This is a genomic window from Pseudoroseomonas cervicalis (genome assembly GCF_030818485.1).
Lineage (GTDB): Bacteria > Pseudomonadota > Alphaproteobacteria > Acetobacterales > Acetobacteraceae > Pseudoroseomonas > Pseudoroseomonas cervicalis_A.
On sequence record NZ_JAUTAJ010000004.1, the window covers coordinates 224,879 to 243,261 of the forward strand.

The 18,383-nt window shown below is 72.5% G+C and carries 16 protein-coding genes; 6 read left to right on the forward strand and 10 right to left on the reverse strand.

Annotated elements, in window-relative coordinates:
• Positions 1 to 19 precede the first annotated feature (19 nt).
• The 3 genes from QE401_RS04910 to QE401_RS04920 all read right to left on the reverse strand — a co-directional run bounded on the left by QE401_RS04910 (position 20) and on the right by QE401_RS04920 (position 3,905).
• Complete coding sequence (locus QE401_RS04910) at positions 20 to 1,459, reverse strand: alpha/beta hydrolase family protein (RefSeq protein WP_307137148.1); 1,440 nt, start codon at positions 1,457 to 1,459, stop codon at positions 20 to 22.
• A 197-nt stretch (positions 1,460 to 1,656) separates the two neighbouring features.
• On the reverse strand, positions 1,657 to 3,003 hold the full coding sequence (locus QE401_RS04915; protein ID WP_307137149.1) for a globin-coupled sensor protein: 1,347 nt from the start codon (positions 3,001 to 3,003) through the stop codon (positions 1,657 to 1,659).
• A gap of 149 nt (positions 3,004 to 3,152) precedes the next feature.
• Entirely contained in the window at positions 3,153 to 3,905 is a 753-nt protein-coding gene (locus QE401_RS04920) for an SDR family NAD(P)-dependent oxidoreductase (protein WP_307137150.1), read from the reverse strand.
• 260 nt (positions 3,906 to 4,165) lie between these two features.
• On the opposite strand from QE401_RS04920, the gene QE401_RS04925 reads away from it, so the two are divergent.
• Positions 4,166 to 5,563, forward strand: coding sequence for an MFS transporter (locus QE401_RS04925; protein WP_307137151.1), 1,398 nt, complete (start codon positions 4,166 to 4,168; stop codon positions 5,561 to 5,563).
• Between the two features lie 68 nt (positions 5,564 to 5,631).
• On the opposite strand, the gene QE401_RS04930 is transcribed toward QE401_RS04925, so the two are convergent.
• The 3 genes from QE401_RS04930 to rpsU form a co-directional block, all read right to left on the reverse strand.
• Positions 5,632 to 8,709 carry an efflux RND transporter permease subunit gene (locus tag QE401_RS04930; protein ID WP_307137152.1) on the reverse strand — a complete coding sequence of 1,026 codons (3,078 nt, stop codon included), beginning with the start codon at positions 8,707 to 8,709 and terminating at the stop codon, positions 5,632 to 5,634.
• 12 nt (positions 8,710 to 8,721) lie between these two features.
• Positions 8,722 to 9,951 carry an efflux RND transporter periplasmic adaptor subunit gene (locus QE401_RS04935; RefSeq protein ID WP_307137153.1) on the reverse strand — a complete coding sequence of 410 codons (1,230 nt, stop codon included), beginning with the start codon at positions 9,949 to 9,951 and terminating at the stop codon, positions 8,722 to 8,724.
• Positions 9,952 to 10,236: 285 nt separating this feature from the next.
• Positions 10,237 to 10,440 (reverse strand): 30S ribosomal protein S21, encoded by a 204-nt coding sequence (rpsU, locus tag QE401_RS04940; RefSeq protein ID WP_007006360.1) that lies wholly within the window; start codon positions 10,438 to 10,440, stop codon positions 10,237 to 10,239.
• Positions 10,441 to 10,652: 212 nt separating this feature from the next.
• Here rpsU and def point away from each other — a divergent pair, with 212 nt between their 5' ends.
• The 5 genes from def (at position 10,653) to QE401_RS04965 (ending at position 14,972) form a co-directional block, all read left to right on the forward strand.
• The gene (def, locus tag QE401_RS04945) at positions 10,653 to 11,183 is read left to right on the forward strand and encodes a peptide deformylase (protein ID WP_307137154.1); all 531 of its coding nucleotides are present in this window, start codon (positions 10,653 to 10,655) and stop codon (positions 11,181 to 11,183) included.
• A complete protein-coding gene (locus QE401_RS04950) occupies positions 11,180 to 11,836 on the forward strand; it encodes a COQ9 family protein (protein WP_307137155.1) in 657 nt (218 codons plus the stop codon). Before def ends, QE401_RS04950 begins: the two co-directional genes overlap by 4 nt.
• Positions 11,837 to 12,066: 230 nt before the next feature.
• On the forward strand, positions 12,067 to 12,570 hold the full coding sequence (gene purE, locus QE401_RS04955; RefSeq protein WP_373461419.1) for a 5-(carboxyamino)imidazole ribonucleotide mutase: 504 nt from the start codon (positions 12,067 to 12,069) through the stop codon (positions 12,568 to 12,570).
• The gene (locus QE401_RS04960; RefSeq protein WP_307137156.1) at positions 12,567 to 13,694 is read left to right on the forward strand and encodes a 5-(carboxyamino)imidazole ribonucleotide synthase; all 1,128 of its coding nucleotides are present in this window, start codon (positions 12,567 to 12,569) and stop codon (positions 13,692 to 13,694) included. Before purE ends, QE401_RS04960 begins: the two co-directional genes overlap by 4 nt.
• Positions 13,695 to 13,865: 171 nt before the next feature.
• Positions 13,866 to 14,972, forward strand: a complete 1,107-nt coding sequence (locus tag QE401_RS04965) for an OmpA family protein (protein WP_307137157.1) — start codon at positions 13,866 to 13,868, stop codon at positions 14,970 to 14,972.
• 228 nt (positions 14,973 to 15,200) lie between these two features.
• On the opposite strand, the gene QE401_RS04970 is transcribed toward QE401_RS04965, so the two are convergent.
• The 4 genes from QE401_RS04970 to QE401_RS04985 all read right to left on the reverse strand — a co-directional run bounded on the left by QE401_RS04970 (position 15,201) and on the right by QE401_RS04985 (position 18,373).
• The gene (locus QE401_RS04970) at positions 15,201 to 15,713 is read right to left on the reverse strand and encodes a hypothetical protein (RefSeq protein WP_307137158.1); all 513 of its coding nucleotides are present in this window, start codon (positions 15,711 to 15,713) and stop codon (positions 15,201 to 15,203) included.
• A gap of 198 nt (positions 15,714 to 15,911) precedes the next feature.
• A complete protein-coding gene (locus tag QE401_RS04975) occupies positions 15,912 to 17,144 on the reverse strand; it encodes a Zn-dependent hydrolase (RefSeq protein WP_307137159.1) in 1,233 nt (410 codons plus the stop codon).
• A 145-nt stretch (positions 17,145 to 17,289) separates the two neighbouring features.
• Entirely contained in the window at positions 17,290 to 18,120 is an 831-nt protein-coding gene (locus QE401_RS04980) for a helix-turn-helix domain-containing protein (protein ID WP_307140183.1), read from the reverse strand.
• A gap of 52 nt (positions 18,121 to 18,172) precedes the next feature.
• Positions 18,173 to 18,373: a YdcH family protein gene (locus QE401_RS04985; RefSeq protein WP_040612315.1), complete on the reverse strand. Its 201-nt coding sequence runs from the start codon at positions 18,371 to 18,373 to the stop codon at positions 18,173 to 18,175.
• Positions 18,374 to 18,383 lie beyond the last annotated feature (10 nt).

An 18,383-nucleotide genomic window follows, 5' to 3' on the forward strand; every position in this document is an offset into this window, starting at 1 on the left:
CACCCGGCTGTGCCGGCGCTCAGCCGCTCAGCGTCTCCACCGAGAGGCCGGAGAGCTTGATCGACCAGGGCTGGCGCTGGTCGGAGAGCCGCGCCTCGAAACCCGAGGAGAAGCTGCGCCGGTGCAGCAGGAAACGGGCGGCGGCGCCCTCCGGCCGCGCCTCCACCGGCAGCGGGAAGCTCAGCGGCAGGCGTGGATCGGCGGCGCTGGCCAGGCGCTGCGGCGGGCCGTCGCGCAGCCACCAGGCATCCAGCAGGCGGCGCCCGCCGCGGTTGAGCTGCTGCGGCAGATCGGCGGTCAGGCGGATGCGGACGCGGCCGGCCAGGGCGGGGTCGGGATGGTGCAGCCGCACCTCCGCGAGCGGGCCGAGCAGGGTGAGCGGGCCGATCGGCACCACCTCGCAGCTCAGCAGCGTGGCGCTCCAGCCATCGGCCAGGGCCAGGCTGTGGCGGCGGCGCGGCAGGGCGGCGAAGCGCGCCAGCGCCGCCGGGCCGACCGGGCCGAGGCCGAGGCGCAGCTGCTCCAGCAGCCCCAGCGCGGCGGGGCGGGGCGGTGCGGCGCGCGCATCCTCGATACAGTCCTGCGCCGCCGCCAGGGCGCCGCGGAACAGCTTCTCCCGCCCCTCCAGGATGCGGAAGGCCTGGCAATGCGGATGCGCGGCATAGGCGCCGGCGATGCCGGCCAGCTCGGCCGGGCCGGCGCCATCGATCATGGCGTCGAGGAAACGGTCCAGCCGGCCGCGCTGCTGCAGCGTCACCGCCAGGGCGTGGTCGCCATCCGGCACCATGTAGAGCTGCTTCCAGCCCTGGCGCTGGAAGCGGCGCGCATTGTCGATGTCGATGACATCGGCATCGCCGAACAGGCACAGGCTGCGCTCCCGCCCGCGCGGCGAGGGGCGCGGCCGCGGCAGCGGCGGGTTGGTGTCGAGCCAGGCCTTGTAGCGCACCACGGCGCGGCCGAGCCGGGCCAGGTCGATGCCGATCGGCGGCGCCAGCGCCACGACCATGGCGCGCGGCAGCAGCGGCCCGACCAGCAGCGCGCCATAGGCGCCCATGCTGGCGCCCAGCACCACGATGCGGCGATAGGGGCGGGCGGCGGCGGTGGCGGCGATCAGCCGCAGCACCTCGTCCCAGCCTTCCTCGGCATTGTACCAGCTGCGCTTCTGGTCGCGCAGGAACAGCGTGTCGGTGCGCCGGCGGCGGGTCAGGCCGTTGTAGAAATCGAAGCCGGTGATCGGCGTGCCGGCGCGCACGCCGCTGATGGCGATGACCAGGCATTCGGCCGCCTCGCCGGCCACGAACTCCGCCTCATAGCTGCCGAAGACATGGCGCTGGCCCAGCACGCGCTCGCTGCCCGTGGCATGGGCTGGGGCGGCGCCGCGGGCATCGGTCGGGGCGGTGCGCGCCGCGTCGCCGGCCAACTGGGTGAGGTCGGCATCGGAGGCCGTGGGCTGGGGCAAGAGCGTGTTCACAGGCTGTGGGCGGGGCAGGGCCGCCGGGGAGGCGGCTCATAGCCCGGATCGCCAGACTCGCCCAAATCACGCCTGTTGCGAAAGCACCAAAGCCGGGTCGGGCCGGGCCGCGCGGCGCGCCGGAAGCTGGCGCCGGGCTTCGCCGCGACCTCCCGCCGGGACCCTGCCCCCCCCGGGGGCGGGCCTCAGGCGGCGCGGATCTGCGTCACGAAGCTGCTCATCTCGCGCCGCAGCCCGTCGGTCTGCTGCGCCTGCGCCTCGGCGGTGCGCAGCGCCTCCTGCGCCGCCTGGCCGGTGGCCTCGGCGCTGGTGCTGACGGCGGCGATGCTCTCGGTCACCTGGCGGGTGCCGGAGGCGGTCTCCTGCACGCTGCGCGAGATCTCGCGCGTCGCGGCGCCCTGCTGCTCCACCGCGGCGGCGATCGCGGTGGCGACCTTGTTCAGCTCGCCAATGGCGCCGGTGATCTCGCCGATGGCGCCGACCACGTCGCGCGTCGCATTCTGCATCTCGCCCACCTGCTGGCTGATCTCCTCGGTGGCGCGGGCGGTCTGGCTGGCCAGGTTCTTCACCTCCGAGGCGACGACGGCGAAGCCCTTGCCGGCCTCGCCGGCGCGGGCCGCCTCGATCGTGGCGTTCAGCGCCAGCAGGTTGGTCTGCGCCGCCACCGTCTCGATCAGCCCGATCACCTCGCCGATCTTCTGCGCGCCGCCGGCCAGCGCCCGGACGATGCCATCGGTGCGGCGGCTGGTCTCCACCGCCTGGCGCGTCATGGCGGAGGAATGCGCCACCTGGCGGGCGATCTCCTCGACCGAGCTGGACAGCTCCTCGGTCGCGGCGGCGACGGTGGCGACGCCGCCACTGGCCTCGCGCGCCGCGCCGGCCACCACATTGGCCTGCTGCGCCGTCTGCCGCGCCGTCTCGCTCATGCCGGCGGCGGTGCCGCGCAGCGCGCCGGCCTGGCTCGCCACCGCATCCACCAGCGGGCCGACCCGGGATTCGAAGGCGCCGGAGAGGGCAGCGATCTTGCGGTCGAAGGCCGCCTTGTTCTCCTCCAGATAGATCGAGATGGCCATGTCCATGTCGATCATCACCGCCTGGTTCAGCGCGCGCACCAGCGTGGCGGTGCGGCGCTGCGCCGCGGCCGGGTTCAGCCGGCTGGTGAAGCTCTGGCAGGCCAGGTCGATCAGATGCCCCAGGATGAAGCTGTAGCCGCCGATATAGAAGCGCGGCTCCAGCCCGATGCGGCTGTGCATCAGCCCGATGCGGCGCACCGATTCGACATAGGCCTCGTCGAAGCGGCCGGAGAAGAGCTGGCCCCAATGCGCCGCCTGGGCCTGTTCGGCGCGGCGCATGCCATCGCCCTTGAACATGCCGGCCAGCTCCGGCCATTGCCGCAGATGGGTGTAGAATTTCTGCAGCACCTCCGGCAGCCGGGTCTGCAGCACCGGCAGGAATTCCGACAGGGCGTCGCGGCTGGCCTGGTCGAAAGCCAGGAAACGGAGACGCTCGCGAATGTCGTACTGGGATGCCACGGTGCTTGCCTTCCTGGAGCGGGGGGAGGCCGGTGAAGCCGGCCGCCATGGTCCGTCCCCCAACCCCGCCGGGCGCAGCCGGGTGACGCCGCTACCATAGGTAGAGCCGGATTATCACTATTTCGTCAATACAACGGCCAACCTCCAGGTCAGGCCAGATAGCCGCCGCCATTGACGTGAAAGACCTGGCCGGTGATCCAGGCGGCCGCCGGCGAGGCCAGATAGGCGGCCATGGCGCCGATCTCCTCCGGCCTGCCCATGCGGCCGAGCGGCAGGGCCGCGGCCATGGCATGCAGCTCCGCCTCGCTGTTGCCATGGCGCGGCTGCGCCGTGTCGGTCAGGCCGGGGGCGATGGCGTTGACGCGGATCTCCTGCGGGCCGAGGGCGAGGGCCATGGCCCGGGTCAGCCCGATCAGCCCGGCCTTGCTGGCGCTGTAATGCGCCCCCAGCGGGCTGCCGCGCACCGCGCTGGAGCTGAGGTTCAGGATCACCCCGCCATGCCCGGCGGCGACCATGGCGTGCGCCGCCGCCTGGCCGCAGAAGGCGCTGGCCTTCAGGTTCAGGTCCAGCACGGCATCCCATTGCGCTTCCTGCATCTCCAGGAAGGGGATGCGCGGGAAGATGCCGGCATTGTTGACCAGCACGCCGAGCCCGCCCAGCGCGCCGGCCGCCGCCGCCACCAGCGCGGCCGGCGCGCCGGGCTGCGACAGATCGGCCTGCAGCGGCACCGCGCGGCGGCCGAGGGCGCGGATGCGGGCGCAGAGCGCCTCGGCCGCCGCCGAATCGTCCAGGTAGTTCACGGCGATATCGGCGCCGGATTCGGCCAGCGCCAGGGCGATGGCGGCGCCGATGCCCTGCTGGGCGCCGGTGACCAGGGCGGTGCGGGGCGGGCTGGATGGCATGCGGGTTCTCCTTGGTCGGCAGTGCAGCATGGGCGCCGGCAGTGCAGCATGGGCCGGCGCCGCGGGTAAGCCGGGGCAGGGCGGGGCGGCAGCTTCGCCGGCGCCGCAGGGCAGGGGCCGGCATGGCCGGGCTTTTGCCGGGCGCGGCACGGGCCTAGCCTGACCCTCCTGCCCCACAGCCCACCGGTCCCGCCTTGCCCAGCCCCGATCGCTCCGACACCCCCGGCCAAGACCCCGTCCCCCCGCCCGTGGAGGCGCCCGTGACGCCCTCGCCCCGGCTGCCGGACCCAAGGCTGATGGCGGCCATCGTGGCCAGCGCGCTGTTCATGCAGAACCTCGACAGCACGGTGGTGGCGACCGCCCTGCCGGCCATGGCGCGCTCGCTGGGCGAGGACCCGCTGGTGATGGGGGTGGCCATCACCTCCTATCTGGTGGCGCTGACGGTGTTCATCCCGCTCAGCGGCTGGGTGGCGGACCGCTTCGGGGCGAAGCAGGTCTTCATGGTGGCGATCGCCACCTTTACCGTGGCCTCGGCGCTGTGCGGCCTGTCGCAGGGGCTGGCGGAGATGGTGGCGGCGCGCATCCTGCAGGGGCTGGGGGGCGCGATGATGGTGCCGGTCGGGCGCATCCTGCTGCTGCGCCGGGTGCGGAAGGAGGAGCTGCTCTCGGTCACCACCTGGCTGACCATGCCGGGGCTGCTGGGGCCGCTGCTGGGCCCGCCGGTGGGCGGGCTGCTGACCGATCTGATCTCCTGGCGCGCGGTGTTCTGGATCAATGTCCCGGTCGGCATGCTGGGGCTGCTGCTGGTCTGGCGCATCATCCCGGCGCTGCCCTCGGCGCTGCCGCCGCCGCCCGACATCCGGGGCCTGTCCATGGTCGGCGCCGCGCTGGCCTGCCTGATGTTCGCCTTCGAGACGCTGGGCCGCGGGCTGGTGCCGAGCCCGGTGCCGCAGCTGGTGCTGCTGCTCGGCCTGGTGCTGACGGCGCTGGCGGTGCGGCACTGCCTGCGCGTCGCCAATCCGGCGCTGGATTTCCGGCTGCTGTCGATCCCGAGCTTCCAGGTGCCGGCGGTGGCCGGCACCATTTTCCGGGTGGGCGCCGGCGCCGTGCCCTTCCTGATCCCGCTGACGCTGCAGCTGGGCTTCGGCGCCAGCGCGGCGCAGAGCGGCATGGTGAGCTTCGCCACCGCGCTCGGCGCCTTCGCCATGAAGCCGATGGCGCAATTCGCGCTGCGCCGCTTCGGCTTCCGCAATGTGCTGATCTGGAACGCGCTGCTGGGGGCGGCGGCGATCGCGGCCTGCGGCGCCTTCCGCCCGGGCTGGCCGATGGCGGCGATCTTCGTGGTGCTGATGGTGGGCGGGCTGTTCCGCAGCCTGCATTTCACCACGCTGAACACGCTGGCCTATGCCGATGTGCCGCAGGAGAAGCTCTCGGCCGCGACCAGCCTGTACAGCACGGCGCAGCAGCTGCCGCTGGCGCTGGGCGTGGCGGTGGCCTCGGCGGTGCTGCAGGCCAGCGTGGCGATCGCTGGCCGCGATGCGGCCGCCATGCCCGACTTCACCGCCGGCTTCCTGGTGGGCGCCCTGCTGACCGCGGCCGCGGCCCCCCTGTCGCTGCGCCTGCCCGCGGATGCCGGCGAAGGCATCGTCAAACGCTAGCGGAGCCTGACTGAAGGCGGGGTCCGGGGGGACCCTGTCCCCCCGGCCTTCTCTTTCTTTTCCTTGTCTTACTCCGCCGGCTGCGCCACCGGATGCCGGCTGAACTTCCGCGCCAGCCCCTCGAAGGCCAGGTACAGAACCGGCGTGACAAAGAGCGTCAGCGCCTGGGAGACGGCGAGCCCGCCCACCACGGCGAGGCCGAGCGGCTGGCGCAGCTCGGCCGCCGCACCCCAGCCGGCGGCGATCGGCACCGCGCCGGCCGCGGCGGCCAGTGTCGTCATCATGATCGGGCGGAAGCGCAGGATGCTGGCGTCGCGCACCGCCGTCAGCGGGTCGACACCCTTGCGCTGCATGGCGAGCGCCACATCCACCACCATGATGGCGTTCTTCTTCACCAGCCCGATCAGCAGCAGCACGCCGATCACCGCGATGACCGAGAGGTCGAGGTTGAACCACCACAGCGTGGCCAGCGCGCCGAGGGCCGCCGGCGGCAGGCCGGAGAGGATGGTGAAGGGGTGGACGAGCGATTCGTAGAGCACGCCCAGCACCACATACATGATCAGCACCGCGGCCAGCAGCAGCATGCCCTGGCCGGCCAGCGCCTGCTGGAAGATCTGCGCCGTGCCGGAATAGCCGGAGACGACGGTGGGCGGCAGGCCCAGCTCGCGCTCGGCGGCGGCGATGGCGGCGGTGGCCTGGCCGAGCGCCACGCCGGGCGCGGTGTTGAAGCCGATGGTCACCGAGGGCAGCTGGCCCTGATGCGCGACGGTCAGCGGGCCCACGCGCCGCTCCAGCCGGGCGATGCCGTCCAGCGGCACCAGCCGCCCCGAGCTGCTGCGCAGATAGATCTTGGACAGGCCGGTCTCGTCCTGCTGGTCGCGCGGCAGCGCCTCCAGGATCACGGCATAGCTGTCGGAGGCGCCGAAGATGGTGCTGATCTGCCGCGCGCCATAGGCGGAGTAGAGCGCCTGGCGCACCTGGTCGACGGTGACGCCGAGCGCGGCGGCGCGGTCGCGGTCGACCTGCACCGACAGGATGGGGGCGGCCATCTGCAGGTCGGTGTTGACGTCCTGCAGCTCGGGCAGGCGGCGCAGCGCCTCGGTCATGCGGCCGGCCCAATCATAGAGCTCGTCCGAGCGCAGCCCCTGCAGCGTGTACTGGTAGAGGGTGCGCGACTGGCGGGCGCCGAAATTCAGGTTCTGGATCGGGTTGTAGAAGACCCGCATGCCGGGGATGCCACCCGTGGCGCGGCGCAGCTCCTGGATGATCTCGCCCACCGGCTTGCGCTCGGCGCGCGGCTTCAGCTGGACGAACATGCGGCCCTGGTTCAGCGCCTGGCTGTTGCCGCTGATGCCGACGATGGAATTGACCAGCTCCACCGAGGGGTGCTGGCGGATCAGCTCGGCCACCCGCGCCTGGCGCACCGTCATGTCGTCGAAGGAGGCGTCCTGCGGCCCCTCGGTGCCGACGCTGAGCAGGCCGGTATCCTCGACCGGGAAGAAGCCCTTGGGGATGCTGACGGCCAGCCAGACCGACAGGCCGATGGAGGCGGCGAAGGTCAGCCAGACCAGGGGGCGCAGGCGCAGCGCCTTGTCCAGCATCCAGCCATAGGCGCGCTCGATAGCGACGAAGCCGCGCTCCAGCACCCGCTCGAAGGCGTTGGGCTTGCCATGCGCCGGCAGGCGGCTGGTCATCAGCGGAGTCAGCGTCAGCGAGACGACGCAGGAGACCACGACGGCCAGCGAGACGGTGGCGGCGAAGGCGTTGAAGACGCGCCCCACCACGCCGCCCATCAGCAGGATCGGAATGAAGACCGCGATCAGCGAGAGGGTGATGGAGATGATGGTGAAGCCGATCTCCTTCGCGCCGCGGATGGCGGCGGCGAAGGGGCTCATGCCCTCCTCCATGTGGCGGACGGCGGCTTCCAGCATGACGATGGCGTCGTCCACCACCAGCCCCACGGCCAGCGTCAGGCCGAGCAGGGTGATGTTGTCGATGCCGTAGCCCAGCGCGTACATCAGCCCGAAGGTGCCGGCCAGAGAGATCGGCACGGCGATGCCCGGGATCAGCGTCGCCCAGAGCTTGCGCAGGAACAGGAAGATCACCAGCACCACCAGGCCGATGGCGATCATCAGGTGATGCTGCACGTCATGCACCGCGTCGCGGATGGACACCGAGCGGTCGAGCATGACGTCGATCTGCGCGCCCGGCGGCAGCGCCGCCTGCAGCGCCGGCAGGGCGGCCTTGACGCCGTCCACCACCTCGACCGTGTTGGCGTCGGGCTGGCGCTGCACCGCCAGGGTCAGGCCACGATTGCCGTTCATCCAGGCGGCGACGCGGTTGTTCTCCACCCCGTCGACGACGGTCGCGACATCCTGCACCCGGATCGGCGAATTGCCGCGGCCGCCGATGATCAGCTGGCCGAAGGCGGCGGCGTCCTGCAGCTGGTCATTGGCGCGCAGCGTCAGCTGCTGGCGCGGGCCGTTCAGCGTGCCGACGGGGGTGTTGCTGTTGGCCGCGGCGATGGCGCGCTGCGCCTCGTCGAAGCTGAGGCCCAGCGCCGCCACCCGGTCGGGGTCGAGCTGCACGCGGACCGCGTATTTCTGCTCGCCATAGGTGACCACCTGGGCGACGCCCGGGATGCGCGAGAGGGCCGGCGAGATCAGCACCGCCGCCACCTCGTTCAGCCGGTAGAGCGGCACATCGCCGCCGCGCAGGTTCAGCAGCACCACCGGCGCGTCGGCCGGGTTGGATTTGCGGAAGCTGGGCGGGTTGGTCATCTCCTGCGGCAGGCGGCGCTGGGCGCGGGAGATGGCGGCCTGCACGTCGAGCGCGGCGGCGTCGATGTTGCGCCCCAGCACGAATTGCAGGGTGAGCTGGGTGGTGCCCTGGCCGCTGGTGGACGACATCTGGTCGATGCCGGCGATGGTGGAGAATTCACGCTCCAGCGGCAGCGCCACCGAATTCGCCATGGTCTCCGGGCTGGCGCCGGGCAGGTTGGCGGAGACGGTGATGACCGGGAAATCGACCCTGGGCACCGCCGCCACCGGCATCTGGAAATAGGCCACGATGCCCGCCAGCACCGCCGCGGCGGCCAGGAGGCCGGTCATCACGGGGCGGCGGATGCAGAGCTCGGACAGGTGCATCGTGGCGCTTCCTCAGCTCTGGGGCGGGCGGGGGGCGGATTGGGCGGGGCGTTCGGCGATGCGGGCGCCGTCGGAGAGCAGCTGCGCCCCCTCGGTCACCACCTTGTCGCCGGCGGCGATCTCGGCCTGCAGCACGGCGCGGCCGCCGACCACGCGCTGCAGCGTGACGGCGCGGCGGCGGGCGCGGCTCTGCCCGTCCACCACATAGACATAGCGCTCGCCGCCCGAGCCGGTCTGCACCGCCTGGACCGGCACGCTCAGCGCATCCGGCTCGGTGCGCGGCACCAGCACGACATTGACGTATTGCCCGGGCCAGAGCGCGCTGTCGGCATTGGCGAAGCGCGCCTTCAGCTGGACCGTGCCGGAGGTGGTGTCGACCTGGCTGTCGACGAAGAAGAGCTGGCCCTGCACCGGCGGGTGGGAATCGCCCGGCGGATGGGCGGTGACGCGGGGCAGGTTGCCGCTGGCCTCGCCGCGCTGCATGGCGGCGCGGATCTCGGGCAGCCAGCGCTCCGGCACGGCGAACTGGACCTGGATCGGGTCGGTCTGGGTGATGGTGGCCAGCGCCGTCTGCTCGCCGGCGCGCACCAGATTGCCCTCGGTGATCGGCAGGGCGCCGAGCCGGCCGGTGATCTCGGCGCGGATGGTGGCGTAGTCCAGCGTCAGCCGCGTCTGGGCGATCAGCGCCTCGGTGCCGCGCAGATTGGCCTCGGCCGAGGCGGCGTCGGCCTGGGCCTGCTCGTAGCGCTGGGCGGCGGCGAAGCCCTCGCCGCGCAGCGAGGCGTAGCGCGTGGCGTCCGCCCGCGCCCGCACCGCCAGCGCCCGGTCGCGCGCCAGCTGCGCTTCCTGCTGGGCCAGCTGCGCCTGGGCCATGCGCGAATCCAGGGTGAACAGGATCTGGCCGCGCTCGACGCGCTGGCCTTCCTGGGCATGCACGCGCTCGATCTGCCCGTCGACGCGGCTGCGCACGGTGACCGTCGCCTCGGCCACGACATTGCCATTCGCGGCGATCTCGAGTGGGACCGGTCCGCGCTGGGCGGGGCTGACCGCCACCGGCACGGCGGGGCCGGGATTGCCCGGTGTGGAATCCCCGCGGCTGCTGGTCGAGGCCGTGCCGGGGGAAGGCGGGGAGGCCGCCTGGGCGTGCAGGGGAGAGGGCGCGCCCGCGAGGGCCGCAGCCAGGACCAGCGGCATGCCGAAGGCAGCCGCCCGCATCAGGTCACGCGAACGCGAAGGGGTCATGACTTTCCGCATAAGCTGCATGGCAGCCGGCGCAAAGCGACCGTTACGTTGCGTTACAATTCTGCACTGAAATTGCTGAAACCGGTTCCGCGCCACGGCGCAGAAAGCCGGTCAGGCTGGCCCGAAGGCCCGCTCAGGCCCGTGTCGCGCAGGCGACGAAAAACCGCGGCCGGCAGAAGGATCTGCCCCGCGGCTTCCATCTCGCCACGCCACCAGGGCGGGCCGGGTTCCGTCGCGCCAGCCGCGCCGGCCGCCCTCAGGGCGGCGGGGCGCGGCGGCGGGCGATCAGAAGCCCTCGCGCTCCAGGCGCTTGCGCTCGACCTTGCGGGCGCGGCGGACGGCCTCGGCGGCCTCGCGCGCACGGCGCTCGGACGGCTTCTCATAGTGCCGGCGCAGCTTCATCTCGCGGAAGACGCCTTCGCGCTGCAGCTTCTTCTTAAGGGCCTTGAGGGCCTGATCGATATTGTTATCCCGAACGACGACCTGCACGCTGTGCGGTCTCCTCTCACTAGAGCAGGGCCCGGCCACCAGGAGATCTGGTCCACCGGGATGAATGGATCCGAAAAGCACGAAGCGCCGGACCGCGCCGGTGCCTTCCTGCAAGGTGGCTGCGTCTAGCATGGGCCGGTGGCGGATTGAAAGCCCTTCCGGCGGCATGGCACGCACCCATTTCTGGCAAGAGCGGAAAGAAAGGCGCGCGCATGGCCATCCTGAAGATTGCCCGCATGGGGCACCCGGTGCTGCTGCGGGTCGCCGATCCGGTGCCCGACCCCACCGACCCGGAGATCCGCCGCCTGGTCCAGGACATGGCCGAGACCATGCTGGATGCGGGGGGACTCGGGCTCGCCGCGCCGCAGGTGCATGTGCCGCTGCGGCTCTTCGTGTTCCGCCAGGGGGAGGAGGTGGCGGCGCTGATCAACCCGGAGATCGAGCTGCTCGGCCCGCCCGACCAGCGCGGCTGGGAGGGCTGCCTGTCGATCCCCGGGCTGCGCGGCAATGTCGAGCGGGCGCAGCGAATCGCCTTTCGCGGCGTCGATGTGGATGGCGACTCCGTCGAGGGCGAGGTGGAAGGGCTGCTGGCGCGCGTCATGCAGCATGAATTCGACCATCTGAACGGCATCATGTACCCGAGCCGGATGAGCGACCATTCGCTGTTCGGCTTCACCGAGGAACTGGCCCGCGCCGCCGCCCAGGCCGAGCGGCGGGCCGAAGGCAGGGAGCAGGGCCGATGAAACGGGCGCGGGAGTGGATGCAGGGGCGGCTGGAGCGCAGCGCCGAGCGCGACGCGGCGCTGCGCGCGATGCTGCCCGAGGTGCCGCGGCTGGGCTGGAGCCTGGCGGCGCTGCGCGCCGGTCTGGCGGCCGGCGGGCAGAACCCGGATGCCGCCGAATGGCTGTTCCCGCGCGGCCCGGCCGGCATGGTCGAGGCCTGGTGCGACCTGGCCGATCGTGACATGGCGGCCGAGGCGGCGGGGATGGGGCTGGAGAGCCAGCGCATCCCGGCGCGCATCCGCGCCCTGGTGGCGCTGCGGCTGCGCCAGCAGCGGCCGAACAAGGAGGCGGTGCGGCGCGGCCTGGCGCTGCTGGCGCTGCCCTGGAATGCCGGCGCCGCCGCCCGCGCCACCGCGCGCAGCACGGATGCGATCTGGCAGGCGGCCGGCGACACCTCGAATGATTTGTCGTTCTACACGCGCCGCGCCACCCTGGCCGGGGTCTATGGCACCACCCTGGCCTTCTGGCTGAACGATGCCGATCCGGAGGATGCGGCGACGCTGGCCTTCCTGGACCGCCGGCTGGCGGATCTGGCGCGGCTGCAGCGCCGGCCGCGGCGATCTGCCGGCGCCGCTGGCGGTGCGGCGGGCAAGGCCGAGGCCGCGACGCCCTGAGGGTCGGTCCGCCGGGGGGGGGGCTTCGGCCGCGCCGGCGGTCGCGAGCCCGGAAGGCGGCCCCGCTCTCCACCCGATGAGGGTGGCCGGGACTGGAGTCCCACCTTCCCACAGGAAGGCGGCAGCCCGGAAAAGAGTCCCGCATCCCCACAGGACGGCGGCAGCATGAAAAAAGTGGACAAGGGGAGGGGGGTGGGGCATGGGCGCGGCCTTGGATTCTCTGCTCCGGGATGTTCCGCGTGACCGACACTTCCTCCGCGCCGCTGGTCGGCATCATCATGGGCAGCCGCTCCGACTGGGAAACGATGCGCCATGCCGCCGAGACGCTGGAGCGGCTTGGCGTGCCGCATGAGACGAAGGTGGTCTCGGCGCATCGCACGCCGCAGCGTCTCTATGATTACGCGCAGCAGGCGGCGGGGCGGGGCCTCCGGGCGATCATCGCCGGGGCCGGCGGGGCGGCGCATCTGCCCGGCATGGCGGCGGCGATGACGCGGCTGCCGGTGCTGGGCGTGCCGGTCGAGAGCCATGCGCTGAAGGGCATGGATTCGCTGCTCTCCATCGTGCAGATGCCGGCCGGCATCCCGGTGGGCACCCTGGCCATCGGCCGCGCCGGCGCGGTGAATGCGGCGCTGCTGGCCGCCGCCATGCTGGCCACGACGGATGCGGCGCTGGCGCGGCGGCTGGAGGAATACCGGGCGGCACAGACCGCGTCGGTGGCGGAGGAGCCGGCATGAGCCAGGCGCCGCTTCCCCCCAACGCCACCATCGGCATCCTGGGCGGCGGCCAGCTCGGCCGTATGTCGGCCCTCGCCGCGGCCGAGCTCGGCTATCGCTGCCATGTCTATGCGCCGGATGCGGGCTCGCCGGGCATGCTGGTCTCCGCCGCGCACACCGTGGCGGGGTATGAGGATGCGGCGGCGCTGGCCGAATTCGCCGGCCAGGTCGATGTGGTGACCTTCGAGTTCGAGAACGTGCCGGCCCGCACGCTGGAGATCCTGGCGCCGCTGGTGCCCTGCCGGCCGGGCAGGAAGGCGCTGGCGGTGTGCCAGGACCGCATCCTGGAGAAGACCTTCCTGGAGCAGGCCGGCGTGCCCGTCGCCCCCTGGCGCCCGGTGCACAGCCTGGCGGAGCTGCAGGCGGCGGTGGCCGAGCTCGGCCTGCCGGCGGTGCTGAAGACGACGCGGCTGGGCTATGATGGTCGCGGCCAGGCGGTGCTGCGCGAGCCTGCGGACCTGGCCCCCGCCTTCGAGCGGCTGCAGCCGCATCCGCTGATCCTCGAGGCCTTCGTGCCCTTCGGGCAGGAGATCTCGGCGGTGGCCGCGCGCGGGCTGGACGGCCAGGCCGTGGCCTATGACGCGGTGGAGAACCGGCACCACCACCACATCCTGGATCTGTCCTTCGCCCCGGCCCGGGTGCCGGCAGCGGCGGCCGAGGCGGCGCGCGGCCATGCCATGCGCGTGGCGGCGGAGCTGGAGCTGGTGGGCGTGCTGGCGGTGGAGTTCTTCCTGCTGCCGGATGGAAGGCTGCTGGGCAATGAGATCGCGCCGCGGCCGCACAATTCCGGCCACTGGACCATGGATGCCTGCGCCGCCAGCCAGTTCCACCAGCATATCCGCGCGGTCGCCGGCCTGAAGCTGGGCGGGGTGGAGCGGCATTCGGATGCGGTGATGCGCAACCTGGTGGGGCCCGAGGGCATGGCGAAGCTGCCGGCGCTGCTGGGCGATGCCGGCGTGGCCGTGCATCTCTATGGCAAGGCGGAGGCGCGGACGGGCCGCAAGATGGGCCATGCCAACCGGCTCTACCCGCGAGGGACGCTGGCGGGCGGGGCTTCGGACGCGGCGCTGCTCGCGGGTCTGTGACCCAAACAGCCCAATGTGGCTTTCCCGCCACATGTGGCAGGAAACTCCAGCGACCCGCTGCACGCGGCCGCTGGCTCTGCTAATTAAAGCTTCACGCGGCGCCGTGACTCGGGGACTCCTCCAGAGGGCGCGCGCAGCGAGCATGCCTCTGGTGGATCGAGGAGAATTCTAATGAGCCTCAAGAAGGCGCTTCTGGCCGCGACCGTTCTGGCGCTGCCGCTCGCGGCCCAGGCGCAGCCTGTCACGGGCGTTTATGTCGGCGCCGGCGCCGGCTACAACTACCTGCAGGACGCCGACATCTCGGCTTCCGGCGCGACGCCGTCGATGGGCACCGCCCGCGGCGCGACGAACAAGATCGAGGCCGAGTTCGAGCATGGCTTCGGTGGCGTTCTGAGCATCGGTTACGGCTTCGGCAACGGCCTCCGCGCCGAGATCGAGGGCAACTACCGCCAGAACGACGTTGACACCCTGTCCGCCCGCGGCACGCTGCCGGGCATCGGTGGCACCGTCCGCAGCTACGGCGCGATGGTCAACGCCCTGTACGACTTCAACCTGGGCCTCCCGGTTGTTCCGTACATCGGCGCCGGCGTCGGTTATGTGTGGCACGACTACGACACCGTCCGCAGCCGTGGCCTCGGCCGCTCCAGCGTGACGATCGATGACGAGGACGGCCAGTTCGCCTTCCAGGGCATCGTCGGCGCCGCCTTCCCGATCGCCGCCGTTCCGGGCCTGGCCATCACCGCCGAGTACCGCTTCCTGGGCACCCTGGATCCGGAGTTCACCGCCGTCACCCGTAACACGGCTGGCGTCGTGACCTCGCGCACCAAGGTCGACTCCGAGAACTACAACCACTCGGTGTTCCTGGGCCTGCGCTATGCGTTCAACGCCCCGGTGCCGCCGGCCCCGGTCCCGGTTGCCGCTCCGGCGCCGGCCGCTGCCCCGGCCCCGGCCCGCACCTACCTGGTGTTCTTCGACTTCGACCGCGCTGACCTGACGGATCGTGCCCGCCAGATCATCGCCGAGGCCGCGCAGAACAGCAGCCGCGTGCAGGCGACCCGCATCGAGGTGGCCGGTCACGCCGACCGCGCCGGCTCGCCGCAGTACAACCAGCGCCTGTCGCAGCGTCGCGCCGACGCCGTGGCCGCCGAGCTGGTCCGCCTGGGCGTCGCCCGCTCCGCCATCACCGTCCAGGCCTTCGGCGAGAGCCGTCCGCTGGTCCCGACGGCCGACGGCGTGCGCGAGCCGCAGAACCGCCGCGTCGAGATCGTCCTGCGCTAATCGCGCAGCCGGTCACGGCCAAGGGAAAGGGCGCCTCCGGGCGCCCTTTTTCTTTTGGGGCTTCGGGAAGGGCGGCACCGCTCGCCGCAGACCCGGCACAGAAAAAGGCCCGGCGGGATATCCCCCGCCGGGCCTTCTTCATCTGTCCCGCTGCCGCGTTGAAAACCCGCGCCGCGGCCTCTGTTCCGCGCCCCGCCTCCCCACCAGGCGGCGGCAGCCCGACAAAAATTAACGGACGGCGACCTGGGTCTGGGGCTGGGCGGGGGCGGCGGCCTGGGCCGGCGCCGGGGTGCTGCGGCGCGGCGTGGCCTGGGCGCTGCGGGTGGCCGGGGCCGGGCAGGCCGCGGCGTCATAGGGGTTCAGCACCTTCTGCTCCAGCGACAGGCTGGCCAGCGCGGCCATGCCGTTCTGGCTCAGCGCCTGCTGGAAGAGCGGCGCCACGTTGCGGCAGAAATGCGAGCCCTGGCGGATGCCTTCCTGGCTCTGCGCATTGGCCAGGGTGGTGATGTAGCCATCCATCTCGCGCTGGGCGCGGCCGCCATGGACGCGGCGGAAATGCCCGGTCAGCTCGCGCCAGGCGGTGCCCAGGTCGCGCTGATGCCGCGTGACGAAGGCGTTGTAATCGTCATGCTGGTTGCAGGAGAGGGCCGCGACCATCAGCTGGCTCTGCAGCGCCCGCACCGCCATGGCCGATTGCTCGGCAGGCCGCAGGCAGGTCTGGGCGGCCGCGGGCAGCGCCACGGCCAAGGCAAGGGCGGACCCTGCCAGGAATGTCCGGATGTGAACCATGTGACGGGACCCCCTCTTCCCGATGACGGAGCCGCGAGCGGTCCCGTTTCGGTTCTATATCAGAGCGGGGGCGTTGCGAAGCGGCATCGGAATGATGCTTTGGCAATCCGTTACGCGGCAGGATGAGGATGCGGCGTGAGCTTCGCGGTCTCAGCCCGCGGCGCGGATCGCCTGCTGCATGGCGGTAAGGCCGGCCAGGAAATCCTCCATCTCCATCGCCTCGGCCGGGTTGTGCGAGCCATTGCGGTTACGGATGAAGACCATGGCGGCCGGGGTGCCGCGACGGACGAACTCCGCCGCGTCATGCCCGGCGCCGGAGGCGAGGGTGACGGGTTCGGGCAGGGCGGCCTCGATGGCGGCGCGGGCCGTCTCGTCCAGCAGCACGGGGGCGGCGCGGACGGCCTGGCCGAGGTCGAAGCGCACGCCGCGGCGGGCGCCGATCTCGGCCATGCGGCGCGGTAGCAGCGCGCCCAGCTCCTGCAGCACGGCGGGCTGGGCGCTGCGCAGATCCAGGCTGAAGCGCACCGAATCGGGGATGCGGGTGGCGGTGGCGCTGGCCGGGTCGATCCAGAGCTGGCCGGCGGTCAGCACCAGATCGGCGCCCTCCTGCAAGGCGCGGCCCCAGAGCGTGTCCAGCTCGTGCAGCAGCTCGGCCACCGCCAGGGCCGGATCGCGCCGCAGATGGCGCGGCACGGCGCCGGAATGCCCGGCCTCGCCAATGCAGGCCGCGCCGGGATAGCGCACATGGCCGCGCACCGCGGAGACGGCGGCGGCCGGCAAGCCGCGATCGACCAGCACCGGGCCCTGCTCGATATGCAGCTCCCAGAAGAAGGTGGTGCGGCGCAGCTCGGGCAGGGGCGTGCCGCTGCCGGCGGCGTCCGGGTCGGCGCCCTGCTCGCGCATATGCTCGGCCAGGGTCCGGCCGCTGTCGCGGCGCGGGATGGCGAGCTCCGCGGCGCCCAGCGCGCCGAAGGCGGCGCGCAGCCCGACATGCGGGGCGCCGAACCAGGGGGATTCCTCGCCGCGCAGCGCGACGGCGCGCAGGGCCCGGCCCTCCTGCAGCGCCTGGCGGGCGCAGAGCAGCCCGGCCACCACGCCGGCGGCGCCGTCGAAATTGCCGCCCTGCGGCACCGAATCCATATGGCTGCCGCAGGCGGGGGCAGGGGCCTCGCCCAGGCCGGGCGGCTGCATCCAGAGATTGCCGGCGGCGTCCGACCAGGCCTCCAGCCCCTCGGCCCGGGCGATGTCGGCCAGCGCGGCCAGGCAGGCGCTCTCCGCATCGCCATAGGCCGGGCGGGTCACGCCCTCCCCATCCGCCGAGAGCTGGCGGAACAGCGCCAGCAGATGCGCGGCCAGGGCGGCGTCGGAACGGGGAGCGAGCATCAGAAAGTCCGTCAAATCGGAAAAATCCATTTTGCTGGACGATGCGGAGCTGTCAACGCGGAAAGCTCGGCTTGAGGGGGCTTTGCCCCCTCCAACGCACCCCTTCTTTTCCCTGGGCAGGGGACAGGATCCCCTGCACCCGCCTTCAGGCGGCGAGCAGGGCGCGCAGGCGCTGCGCTGCCACCTCGCCCTTCAGCGCGCCCTGCCAGAGCCGCTGGGCCAGGTCGCGATACAGCGCGACCGTCGCCGGCTCGGCGCTCAGCGTCGCGATGCCGGCGGTGACATTGGGGTATTCGCCGAGGCGGAAGGGGCTGACGGCGACGCGGTCCGGCCCGCCGCCCAGCAGCACCTCGAAGGTCTGGCTGGGCGGCACCGCCTCCAGCAGGCCGATCTGCACGCCGATCGGCGGCGCCTCCAGGCGCTGCGCGATGGCTTCCACCTCCTCGCGCGCCCAGGCGCGGCGCTCGGCGCGGATCGTGTCGGGCAGGTCGTCGCGGCCGGTCAGGCCGGTGCGCAGCAGCTGCGCCAGCCGGGGCAGGGCGATCAGCGCGGTCAGCGGGCGCGGCCGGGCCGCGTGCTGGGCGCGGCGCTCCTCCAGCACGGCCAGCGCCCGGGTGGCGCCGGCGGCGGCCTCCGCATCGCCGGCCGTCGCCTCCTGCAGCATCACCCGCAGCCGCTCGGGATAGGCGGGGGAGGCGAGCAGGATGGAGATCGGGTCGAAGCAGGCCAGGATCTGCTCGGCCTCCGCCTCGGCCTGGCGCATGCGCTCGAAGAAGCCGGCGCCGGAGGGGAAATGCTCGACCTCGATGCCGATCAGCGCGGCCAGCGAGACGCCGAGCAGGCCGGCCGCGCGCTCGAGCAGGTCGAGCCGCGGGATGCCGTCCTTCTCATAGGTGTAGAGCGCGGCGCGGGAGATGCCGAGCCGCGCGGCCACCACCTCGGGCGCGAGGCCAGCGCCCAGGCGCCAGGCCCGCAGCCGGGGCGCCGATCTGCCGCATGTCCAGCGCCATCCGGATGGCCGCGCCGGGTCAGGCGATGATGTCGGGGACCAGCCGGCTTTCCAGCCAGGCGATCTCGTCCTTCAGCTTCAGCTTGCGCTTCTTCAGCCGCTGCAGCTGGAGCTGGTCGGCGACCGAATGCTCCAGACGGGCGATCACGGTGTCGAGATCACGATGCTCGCTGCGGAGCTCGTGCAGCTGGCGCAGCAGGGAGTCACGGTCGGCCAGGATGGGCCTCATC

Bases quoted from the DNA above. Each gene is read 5' to 3' on its own strand.
- QE401_RS04920 (WP_307137150.1), bottom strand. From the start codon at position 3,905: ATGCCATCCAGCCCGCCCCGCACCGCCCTGGTCACCGGCGCCCAGCAG.
- QE401_RS04930 (WP_307137152.1), bottom strand. From the start codon at position 8,709: ATGCACCTGTCCGAGCTCTGCATCCGCCGCCCCGTGATGACCGGCCTC.
- QE401_RS04935 (WP_307137153.1), bottom strand. From the start codon at position 9,951: ATGACCCCTTCGCGTTCGCGTGACCTGATGCGGGCGGCTGCCTTCGGC.
- def (WP_307137154.1), top strand. From the start codon at position 10,653: ATGGCCATCCTGAAGATTGCCCGCATGGGGCACCCGGTGCTGCTGCGG.
- QE401_RS04950 (WP_307137155.1), top strand. From the start codon at position 11,180: ATGAAACGGGCGCGGGAGTGGATGCAGGGGCGGCTGGAGCGCAGCGCC.
- purE (WP_373461419.1), top strand. From the start codon at position 12,067: ATGTTCCGCGTGACCGACACTTCCTCCGCGCCGCTGGTCGGCATCATC.
- QE401_RS04960 (WP_307137156.1), top strand. From the start codon at position 12,567: ATGAGCCAGGCGCCGCTTCCCCCCAACGCCACCATCGGCATCCTGGGC.
- QE401_RS04965 (WP_307137157.1), top strand. From the start codon at position 13,866: ATGAGCCTCAAGAAGGCGCTTCTGGCCGCGACCGTTCTGGCGCTGCCG.
- QE401_RS04975 (WP_307137159.1), bottom strand. From the start codon at position 17,144: ATGCTCGCTCCCCGTTCCGACGCCGCCCTGGCCGCGCATCTGCTGGCG.